The organism is Enterococcus sp. FR204, from assembly GCF_031143325.1.
In the GTDB taxonomy this organism is placed as follows: domain Bacteria; phylum Bacillota; class Bacilli; order Lactobacillales; family Enterococcaceae; genus Enterococcus_B; species Enterococcus_B faecium.
In genome coordinates this window covers 19,559-29,050 of record NZ_JAKZIW010000027.1, presented here as the reverse complement: position 1 = coordinate 29,050, position 9,492 = coordinate 19,559, and the positions used below count along the sequence as shown (strand labels likewise).

11 protein-coding genes are annotated in these 9,492 nt (G+C 37.6%); 3 read left to right on the top strand and 8 right to left on the bottom strand.

Features of this window, described 5'->3' with window-relative positions:
• Nucleotides 1–14 precede the first annotated feature (14 nt).
• The 8 genes from RG571_RS07685 to RG571_RS07650 form a co-directional block, all read right to left on the bottom strand.
• A complete protein-coding gene (locus RG571_RS07685) occupies nt 15–332 on the bottom strand; it encodes an AzlD domain-containing protein (protein WP_002295896.1) in 318 nt (105 codons plus the stop codon).
• A complete protein-coding gene (locus RG571_RS07680; protein ID WP_002339262.1) occupies nt 325–1,104 on the bottom strand; it encodes an AzlC family ABC transporter permease in 780 nt (259 codons plus the stop codon). Before RG571_RS07680 ends, RG571_RS07685 begins: the two co-directional genes overlap by 8 nt.
• A gap of 132 nt (nt 1,105–1,236) precedes the next feature.
• On the bottom strand, nt 1,237–2,172 hold the full coding sequence (locus RG571_RS07675) for a cation diffusion facilitator family transporter (RefSeq protein ID WP_002295900.1): 936 nt from the start codon (nt 2,170–2,172) through the stop codon (nt 1,237–1,239).
• Nucleotides 2,173–2,247: 75 nt separating this feature from the next.
• Complete coding sequence (locus RG571_RS07670; protein WP_002339261.1) at nt 2,248–2,640, bottom strand: DUF4430 domain-containing protein; 393 nt, start codon at nt 2,638–2,640, stop codon at nt 2,248–2,250.
• Nucleotides 2,621–3,139: a membrane protein gene (locus tag RG571_RS07665; protein ID WP_002295904.1), complete on the bottom strand. Its 519-nt coding sequence runs from the start codon at nt 3,137–3,139 to the stop codon at nt 2,621–2,623. Before RG571_RS07665 ends, RG571_RS07670 begins: the two co-directional genes overlap by 20 nt.
• A gap of 147 nt (nt 3,140–3,286) precedes the next feature.
• Nucleotides 3,287–4,360 (bottom strand): hypothetical protein, encoded by a 1,074-nt coding sequence (locus tag RG571_RS07660; RefSeq protein WP_002339260.1) that lies wholly within the window; start codon nt 4,358–4,360, stop codon nt 3,287–3,289.
• Complete coding sequence (locus tag RG571_RS07655; protein WP_002339259.1) at nt 4,353–5,270, bottom strand: hypothetical protein; 918 nt, start codon at nt 5,268–5,270, stop codon at nt 4,353–4,355. The genes RG571_RS07660 and RG571_RS07655 overlap by 8 nt, the downstream gene beginning before the upstream one ends.
• 202 nt (nt 5,271–5,472) lie before the next feature.
• Nucleotides 5,473–5,664, bottom strand: a complete 192-nt coding sequence (locus RG571_RS07650; protein ID WP_002295907.1) for a hypothetical protein — start codon at nt 5,662–5,664, stop codon at nt 5,473–5,475.
• A 158-nt stretch (nt 5,665–5,822) separates the two neighbouring features.
• Here RG571_RS07650 and RG571_RS07645 point away from each other — a divergent pair, with 158 nt between their 5' ends.
• From RG571_RS07645 to RG571_RS07635, 3 genes are all read left to right on the top strand, one after another.
• Nucleotides 5,823–7,331: a DUF1846 domain-containing protein gene (locus tag RG571_RS07645; protein WP_002339258.1), complete on the top strand. Its 1,509-nt coding sequence runs from the start codon at nt 5,823–5,825 to the stop codon at nt 7,329–7,331.
• A 235-nt stretch (nt 7,332–7,566) separates the two neighbouring features.
• Nucleotides 7,567–8,748, top strand: a complete 1,182-nt coding sequence (locus RG571_RS07640) for a NupC/NupG family nucleoside CNT transporter (protein ID WP_002295909.1) — start codon at nt 7,567–7,569, stop codon at nt 8,746–8,748.
• Between the two features lie 88 nt (nt 8,749–8,836).
• Nucleotides 8,837–9,385 (top strand): guanylate kinase, encoded by a 549-nt coding sequence (locus RG571_RS07635; protein ID WP_258430322.1) that lies wholly within the window; start codon nt 8,837–8,839, stop codon nt 9,383–9,385.
• Nucleotides 9,386–9,492: the final 107 nt, after the last annotated feature.

Genomic DNA, 9,492 nt, shown 5'->3' with positions numbered 1-9,492 from the left:
TAAAATAAAACAGTTTAAAGCATAGACAGCAAAAAGACAGACGCAAGTCCTGTCAAAACTGACAACGCCATCGAACGTGTTTTGTAAGCCACGCCTGCTACTAGAATCATTGCAGCTATTTTGATATTCCAAGCAATATCCAGATGTTCATGAGTAATGAAAACATCTTTAAAAGCTAACGCCGCAAATAATGCCACCGGTACATATTTCATCCAGTCACTGAACCAGGATGGCACTTTTCGATGAGTAAAATAAAGCATCGGGAACAAGCGCGGGATATATGCCACGATGAACAGACAAGCAACTAAAAGTAGCAAATATAGTTTAGTCATGGTGATTGGCCTCCTGTTCCAGGAAGTTGAAGAGCGGCTCATTGACATCTTTACCGCGGTCTCTTAGTTTCTTAGCTTTTTCTTTTTTGAATGCCTTCTCCAGCATAAATCCGGCAAATGAAGCAATGACTGTTGCTGCAATCAATCCGAAAGTATTTTGGAATAATACCATGAATACGACCCCTAATACACCTGAGAATAAACCTGTAAAGATCAGTAGTGCGCTTTTCATCTGCATGATAAACATGAAAATGAACATGGCCGTCAAAGCAAAATGGACAAGGTCAGCATCTACTCGAATCACCGAGCCGAAAAAATTACCGATCATATTGCTACCGGCCCATGCAGTCATTGAGAACCAATTGACATATAAAGCCTTTCTTTTATTCCAGGAAGGGTCAGTTGAAAACTTTAAGTAGTTCACCGCATAGTTTTCATCATTCAGTGATTGAGAAAAGACAGCCAAAAACGTCCGCTTTTCTTTTTTCATAAAACCGGCAAGACTTGCTCCTAATAATGTATAGCGTAATTCTAAAAAGAAAACCATCAATAATGTCGTTGCAAATGATGCTTGCGTCGTAAGCATAGATGCAACTAAAAACTGCGCGCCACCGGAAAAGACCAGAATCGATAACAGTCCTGATAAGAGAGGATCAAATCCAACTTTTTGCAACAATACTCCGCAAGCTAATCCTACTGGTATATAGCTTATACAAAGTGGCATCACTGCATGCAAAGCTTGAAGCCATGGCGCACTTTTCTTTTTGTTCATTAAAATATCTCCTTTAATTACAACAAATAAACAGCGGACTCATTGTAACATAAATTCACTAAATTGTAGCCGTTTTATTTAAAAACAAGATTATATTTTTCTCATTTTTGCTTCAATTCATGAATAAACGTTTTATTTACGAGAATAATTTGGGTCATATTTATCTGTTTCAATGTATATATACATCTTCTTGTCAGGAAGAGACTGACGCATATTTTTTTCAATATCGTTGATGACCGAGTAAGCTTCATTCTCTTTGTTACCAACGATATCTGCTTTTGCTGCAACTAAAATCTCCGTTGGACTTAAATGAACTGTTTTGATATCAATTAGCCGACTGATTTCAGGTCGTTCAAAGGCTAACTTGATTTTTGACAAATCGCTTGCTGTCACACTTTCACCGATGATCAGACTATAAAATTCTTTTGCTAGGAAAATGGCGGCTCCCATCAGCAAGAAACCGATCAGCAATCCGCTGATCGCATCAAATGCAGCAATCCCGGTTGCATAAGTCAATATTGTTCCTGCTAAAGCCAAGACCAAACCGATTACAGCACACAAGTCTTCCGTAAAAATAATCAGTATTTCACTGTGTCGACTTTCGCGCAAAAAGCGCATCGTGGAAAGTTTTTCAGTATTCAATTCTTTGATTTCTTTCATTGCCACGCGTAACGAACTTCCTTCGATTACCAAACCAAATAACAGTATTGCTATAACAATAATCGGATTACCCACTTCATGGGATGGATGCGTCAATTTTTCAAAAGCTTCCATCACCCCAAGTGCCCCACCGCCGAAGAAAAGCATCATTGCGACGATTGTACTGAAAAAGTATTTTGCTCGTCCTTCACCAAATTGATGCAACTCGCTCTGTCCTTTATTGGCTTGTTTATCACCGAATAACAGCAAAATCTGATTGCTGCAATCAACGATACTGTGGATGCTTTCGTTTAGCATGGCGGCACTGCCACTGATTGCATAGCCGACAAATTTGCTGATAGCAACTAGAATATTAGCCCCTAGAGCAGCAATTACGGAAAACATTCCGCTTTTTTTAAAATTTTCCATGTTATTTTCCTTCTTTCATCAACTGAACTCACTGAATTATGGCAATATTCGCCCTTTAACAGTTTTTTATGAAACTTATAGTTTAGACAAATTGAAAATGACCGATTGTCCATCATTCAATTTGATCTCTTTGGCACCAGTAGTAGCACTTTTCCCGTCCACAGTAAACATCCAATAGAGTTGATTTTTCTCATCCTGTGAGTGCCCTTCAAGCGAAGTGATGAAGCCGTTATCTTCTTCGACTTCAAAATTTCGTTTCAAAATACTCAGTAAATCATCGCCTTTTTTGAAGACCACTTCTTTTTCCGAAAAGTTTTGACCATTTTCTTGTAACGTGATTGTTGCTTTTTGCGATGTTTTTACTTCCTCCTTTTGGTTGGAAGCCGATTGTGTATAGGTTGTACTGCAACTTGTCAAAATGAGTATACTGACACTCATTGCAAGCAAACTATAAATTATTTTTTTCATTTTTTCCTCCTGAATGATTGTAAAAACGTTTGACGACTGGCAGAAAAACAAGAAAGAACACAACATTGCCTATACTGTGCATCAAATCAAACGACACCCCTTGAAGGTAATAGATCCAAGGTTGAGGCAAACGATATAACAGCGTATCAAAAACGGTCATACCTATTCCGTAAACCATGCCCGCCAGAAAAAAACAGACTCCCTTTAACCATAGGTTCCTTTGCACTGTTTTTCTCAAGCAGACGATTGAAAACAAACTCAGAACAACAGTATAGCTGATCCATTGGCCGATGACCCATGGTCCAACACCAAAATAAAAACTGCTGATTGCAATAGAAAGACTCATGACAATTAGCGCATCTTTTAAGCTTAAGTAAAGTACTATAAATAAAAAAATAGCAGTCATTGGCTGGAAATTCGGAATAAATTGAAAAGCGATCCTACCTGCTACACAAGCAGCAGACAATAAGCTAAGCTGTGCTATTTTATTTGTGGACATTCCTAATGAAATCCCTCCTTCATCAGCAAGTTATTCACGTCCATTTAGTACATACAGAAAAGACTTGTGACAATTATTCTGGATAACTGCCGCAAGTCCTTTGGAACAGAATTATCTGAATGACATCTGGTAATCCAACTTATCCAATCAGGACTTTCTCACCATTAACGGGACCAAGAATTCGTAATTGATAAAGAAATCAATGACAGATCGTGGGTAGTCTCCAGATGAGATCGACAAGACTGTTTGATCTTTTTCGTTTGTTGTTATCGTTAAAGACTGTCCTTTATCTAATCGTACTTGATAAGTAGTTTCGTTGATCTTTTCCATATCGTAGGATGGATTTTTCATTGCCACGATAAAAATATCATCCAATACTTCATTCGTCAATTCAAATTCGCTCTGAAGATTCAAACGAAGTGGCTTCGTATTGTCTAGTAATGTCTGATTAACGGTAAAACCAAGTGTTCTTGCACGGGCTAATAATTGATTCAATTTGTGATTGAATATCGTGATCTGCCCTGCAGAGAATACTCGATCCACTGACCAGTGTCGGATCAAAGAAAGCACCCGGTCATCTTGGACATTGATTTCCATTGTCTCTGGTGATACGTTTAGGAGACTCATCGATTCCACTTGGTATCGTTGATCGATGGTCGGTAATACAAAGGAAAAGACTAATTCGTTTTGTCCATTCAACGTATAATTGATCGAAAAATGTCTTGTTTTCCATGTGTCATAAGCTGAATTTGACCGTTCCAGACCAATATCATTCAACGGTTTCAGTAATTCATACGTGAAGTATTCGATCAGGCTTGTCTTTCCGATCGTGGAGATTGGTTCTTCATTCAATATAAAACGATCATATGATTCTAATAATTGTGGAAAATCTGATTCGATCAAATCTTTTCTCATACGTAAATCCGCTAATTCTGCTTCCGCTGTTTCAATCAAACTGACGATATCTTGATGATCTTGCTCTTTTCCTTCTAAATACCCGGGATTTTCAGTTATTTCGTAAGCATGGGTGTTTTCTGCAGTATTCGTATTCGTCGGAGTTACTTTTTCTTTTTCGTGTATTTTTGTTTCCTCTAGCATAGGGATTTCTTCTGTGTCATCCAGAGGATTACTTGTTTGTTCTTCCAATGAAGTGTTCGTTTCTTCATGATCTTCTGTTTGTTCTTCATTTTTTGTCCATTCTGCTTCATCGTGTTCATTCATACTCGGAACCTCCTTCATTAGATTGATTATTAGGATTCTCATTGCCAAGATAATTCATCAAGAATTCATGGATTGCTTGACCGAATCCCTCTTTGCTACCGAAATAGCGTCTGATTTGCCTTTGTTCTTTTTCTACGATGGCTGCACGAAGCTGGTCCGCTCTTGCTTCTTGCTTCAATGCTTCTTTTTGCTGCTGGATTGTTTCAGGCGTCTCAATATAAGGAAGCCAGCCTAATTTTTCATTAGATAGTACTTGCTTCTTCTTCTCTAATTCTTGAATTTCTTCCTCGATTTTTTTACGATTCAAGAATCCTTTATTGTCGTTCAAATCAGTCATTTGTCGATTGATTTCTTTTATTTGTTCATCTAAACGTTCAATTTCTGTCTGAGCAGTGATCACCTTTGCGTCTAGCTCATTGATTTTTTTGTCATAGTCCGTTGACTCCGGTTGGGAATATTTCTCCCACTCTTCATCGATCTTAGGCAAAACAAAAATTTCTGGCAGACTTGCATCAATACCGACCGTGGGCCGATCATGGTAATAAGTGCCGATTTTGTAATAGCTTATCGTTGGCGAGATGCTTTCTACTTGTTCCATAAAAGGAAATTCCTGTAAAAAACGATCATGGATCTTACGCATCAGCAATTGATCGATCTCGTGATTTTCATTTGAGCTTCTTTTTAATTCTTCATTCAATCGGCCATTGTATAAACGGTAGATCTCAGGGATATCTTCTTCGCGGACAGCCTTTTCAAAAGCCTGTAAGTCTTCTAATAATTGGGAAAGATTCATGCTTGCTTTTTCTTTGATATCGTAAAAAGAAGACGATTCTTGTCCTGTATCCTGATCCGCGTTCGTCTCCTCTAGTTCGTCTGGCTCATAATTTGCATTTGTATCTGGCTCTTTCATACTACTTGCCTCCTCTTACTCATCTGTTTTTCACTTGTTAATACTTCAATAGTACCATTTTCTGTAAAAAATTGTTATAAAAAAGAGCGGGCAATGCTCCATAAAACAGGCTGCACCAAAATTTGGTACAGCCTTTTTTTCGATCAACTAGTCTTTCCATCTGATAGGACAGAATCGAATCCAATGACCTTTATCTTATTTTTTATTTACTAGGCAGATCTCTTGTTGTGAAATGAATGCGCTGATGCTCATCACGAGTTAGCTGCGTTTCTTCGTTTAGATAAGTAAACGTCAATTGTTCCAATTCGGGATCTTCAAGCATTCTTTCATAACCGGTAAAAATCGAACGGATATAGTGTTTATATGCGTTTTTCTTTTTCTGTCTTTTTTTCATGTAGCACCTTCCTTATCAAAAACTATCATACCAATGAATAACTATCTAGACAAGTTGGTTTAAACCATTTTCTTTGTTTTTTTGAGGAATTTCGCTATTCCAGTTGACGAATCCTCAAAAAAATGAAAAAATGCTTTAGTACTTAAGGAGGGAACCTAGTGAAAAAAATTGGTTTTGATTCAGAAAAATATATTGAAGAGCAGTCAGCGTATATTTTGGAACGAGTGAACCACTATGACAAATTATATTTAGAATTTGGTGGGAAGCTAGTTGACGACAAGCATGCGAAACGTGTACTTCCAGGATTTGAAGAAGATGCGAAAATCAAATTGCTGCAAAAATTGAAAGATCAAGCTGAAATACTGATTTGCGTCTATGCTGGAGATATTGAACGTAATAAGATCCGTGGTGATTATGGGATTACTTATGATATGGATATCTTGCGGTTAATCGATGAATTACGTGGTTATGGCTTATTAATCAACAGTGTCGTTATCACTCGCTATAGTGGACAGCCTGCCACGAAAGTCTTTATCAATAAACTAGAAAGACGAAACATCAAGGTCTATAAACACTCAGAAATCGAAGACTATCCAGTCAACATAGAAAAAATCGTCTCAGAAGATGGTTTTGGAAAAAATGAGTATATTGAAACAACTAAACCAATCGTTGTAGTGACAGCTCCTGGCCCAGGAAGTGGAAAGCTCGCTACTTGCTTGAACCAACTGTATCATGAAAGCCAAAAAGGACATGCAGCTGGTTACTCCAAGTTCGAAACTTTCCCAGTATGGAATGTTCCGTTGAAACATCCGCTGAACATTGCTTATGAAGCAGCCACAGTCGATCTAAAAGATGTCAATATGATCGATTCCTTCCACTTTGATGCCTACAATAAAGTAGCTGTGAACTATAATCGGGATGTTGAGACATTCCCTGTAAGCAAACGTATTATTGAAAAAATTACTGGTAAAGAATCTGTTTATCAATCTCCTACTGACATGGGTGTGAATCGTGTAGGATTTGGGATCGTGGATGATACCGTTGTCCAAGAAGCCTCTAAACAAGAAATCATCCGTCGTTATTTCCAAACAGAATGCGACTTCAAAAAAGGATTGATCGATGAAGAAGCAGTTAATCGAATCAAACTGATTATGGAAGAAGTCGGTTTACGTCCTGAAGACCGAAACGTGGTAGTCCCTGCCCATGACTATGCAGATAAGATTCAAGCGCAAAGTCCTACAAAAGATCCTTCTGCTGTGATTGCAATCGAATTACCAGATGAAGTCATCATTACCGGGCGTACAAGTTCATTGATGGATGCGTCAGCGGCAGTTATCTTAAATGCAGTAAAACACTTAGCCCATATCGCAGATGACATTCCTTTATTGTCACCATTAGTTCTTGAAACAATACAAGGATTGAAATCAAAGACACTTCATTCCTCTTTGGATGCACTAAGCATCAATGAAGTCTTGATCGCTTTATCAATCAGTGCAGTAACGAATCCAATCGCTCAAGTTGCTTATGATAAACTAGCTGAACTTGAGGGAGCACAAGCCCACTCTACTGTGATGGTCAATAAAAATGATGAACAAACATTGAAAAAACTAGGAATCGATATTACCTGCGCACCTGTCTACCCTTCCGAAAATCTATATTACCAATAGAAAAAGTTTACTTATAAATGTTGAAAACGAAACTATTAGCTTAATCAATAGTTTCGTTTTTTTATAGACTTTACTAAGACGTTACACTTTTTGAACCTTTTATTTTGTTCGCTTTATTTTCTAATGGAAAATGAATGCGTTTCACTCTAAAAAAGTAATGAAAATTTCACTAAAGATTAGTATTTTATTTGCAAAACAGGTAAAATAAAACGGAATTTGAAATAGGAGTGATTATTTGAGTTATTTATTAGGTATTATTGGTTTATTTGTCACATTAGGGCTTGCTTTTTTGATCAGCAGTAACAAAAAAGCAATCAAATTGAAACCACTAATTGTGATGTTCGTTTTACAGCTTGTTCTTGGTTTCGTATTATTACGTACAACTTTTGGTACAGCGGTTGTTTCTGTATTGGCAAAAATGTTTGATCATCTTCTTGCTTTTGCTGGGCAAGGTGTTGACTTTGTTTTTGCCGGTGTAGCAAATAAAGGAAGTGCACCTTTCTTTCTTTCCGTATTGATGCCAATCGTATTTATTTCTGCTATTATCGGTATTCTACGCTATATCAAGATTCTTCCATTATTTATGAAAGCTGTTGGTCTAGGATTAAGTAAAATCAACGGGATGGGCAAATTGGAATCTTATAATGGAGTAGCTTCTGCTATTTTAGGACAATCGGAAGTTTTTATTTCCATAAAAAAGGAATTACCCTTCCTATCTGAGAAACGTTTGTTCACCATGAGTGTATCGGCTATGTCTACAGTTTCTATGTCGATCGTCGGATCTTATATGGCACTGATCGATTCTAAATATGTGATCACTGCCCTTGTTTTGAACTTATTTGGCGGTTATATTCTGGCTTCAATTGTAAATCCCTATGTATTAGAAGAAAAAGAAGATGAGCTGATCATTGAAGAAAACAAAGAACAGACATTTTTCCAAATGTTGGGAGAATACATTCTTGATGGTTTCCATGTGGCGATCACGGTTGCTGCTATGCTTATCGGTTTTGTTGCTTTGATTGCCATGATCAATGCTATCTTCCACGGGATATTCGGCATCACTTTCCAAGAGATCCTAGGTTACATCTTTGCCCCTCTTGCCTTCATCAGCGGAATCCCATGGAAAGAAGCAGTGGATGCCGGTAGTATCATGGCGACTAAACTGGTTACAAATGAATTTGTTGCTATGACAGAATTAGCAAATGGTAATTTCCATTTTACTGAGCGTACAACAGCAATTATATCTGTCTTCCTCGTTTCATTTGCCAACTTCTCTTCTATCGGGATCATTTCTGGTGCGATGAAGGGATTAAATGAAGAAAAAGGAAATCTTGTCGCAAAACACGGATTGAAAATTTTGCTAACAGCGACTTTAGTCAGCTTTTTAAGTGCTATTGTGACTGGCTTGCTGGTATAATATACAAAAAAGCAAAGTTGCTTTTAAAAGCTTTGGAAATATTTTCCAAAGCTTTTTCACTTGTTCAATCATCAAAGGAGAAATGACAATGAATTATTGCTATGTATTTATCGGTCCTTCTGGTTCTGGAAAAACTTCACTCGCAGAAGCTATTTTTCAGCCGGAACAAAAGATCATTACTTACACGAATCGATCACCAAGACCTGGGGAAAAAGATCAAGAGGATTATTATTTTGTTTCTGACAATACATTCAATCAGATGATCAAGGGAAATGAGTTTGCAGAGTGGGACCAATATGCTCAACATAAATATGGTTCCAGTAAAGCAGAAATTAAAAAGAAACTGACAGTAGGAAATTGTTACGCCGTTTTGACAGCAAATGGTTTTTGGCATTTATATGAGTATTTCGGGACGGTAGTCCGTCCTATCTTTATTACGATCTCTAAAGAGACATTGCAATCGCGCCTGAAAAAACGTGGAGATTCATCTGAACAGATTTCAGCCAGACTGGCGGTTTATGTAGAAGATTTAGCACAGTTGAAACGTTTGAGAGCTATCCCCTCACTTTTAGTCGTGTCAAACGATGGAGCGTTCCAAGAAGCTGCAGATAAAATAAAAAAAGGATTATTGATATAAATGTATCGAATAATACTCGTAGGATAAGCCGAGAGGTCGTGACAAAAGCTATGTCACGACCTCTCGATGAAGGGAGTTTCAGAAAGCAGCTTTTTCGTAAAATACGC

Excerpts from the sequence above, each read along its gene's own strand:
- RG571_RS07655 (WP_002339259.1), bottom strand. The coding sequence starts at position 5,270 with ATGAAAGAGCCAGATACAAATGCAAATTATGAGCCAGACGAACTAGAG.
- RG571_RS07670 (WP_002339261.1), bottom strand. The coding sequence starts at position 2,640 with ATGAAAAAAATAATTTATAGTTTGCTTGCAATGAGTGTCAGTATACTC.
- RG571_RS07665 (WP_002295904.1), bottom strand. The coding sequence starts at position 3,139 with ATGTCCACAAATAAAATAGCACAGCTTAGCTTATTGTCTGCTGCTTGT.
- RG571_RS07660 (WP_002339260.1), bottom strand. The coding sequence starts at position 4,360 with ATGAATGAACACGATGAAGCAGAATGGACAAAAAATGAAGAACAAACA.
- RG571_RS07650 (WP_002295907.1), bottom strand. The coding sequence starts at position 5,664 with ATGAAAAAAAGACAGAAAAAGAAAAACGCATATAAACACTATATCCGT.
- RG571_RS07675 (WP_002295900.1), bottom strand. The coding sequence starts at position 2,172 with ATGGAAAATTTTAAAAAAAGCGGAATGTTTTCCGTAATTGCTGCTCTA.
- RG571_RS07635 (WP_258430322.1), top strand. The coding sequence starts at position 8,837 with ATGAATTATTGCTATGTATTTATCGGTCCTTCTGGTTCTGGAAAAACT.
- RG571_RS07685 (WP_002295896.1), bottom strand. The coding sequence starts at position 332 with ATGACTAAACTATATTTGCTACTTTTAGTTGCTTGTCTGTTCATCGTG.
- RG571_RS07680 (WP_002339262.1), bottom strand. The coding sequence starts at position 1,104 with ATGAACAAAAAGAAAAGTGCGCCATGGCTTCAAGCTTTGCATGCAGTG.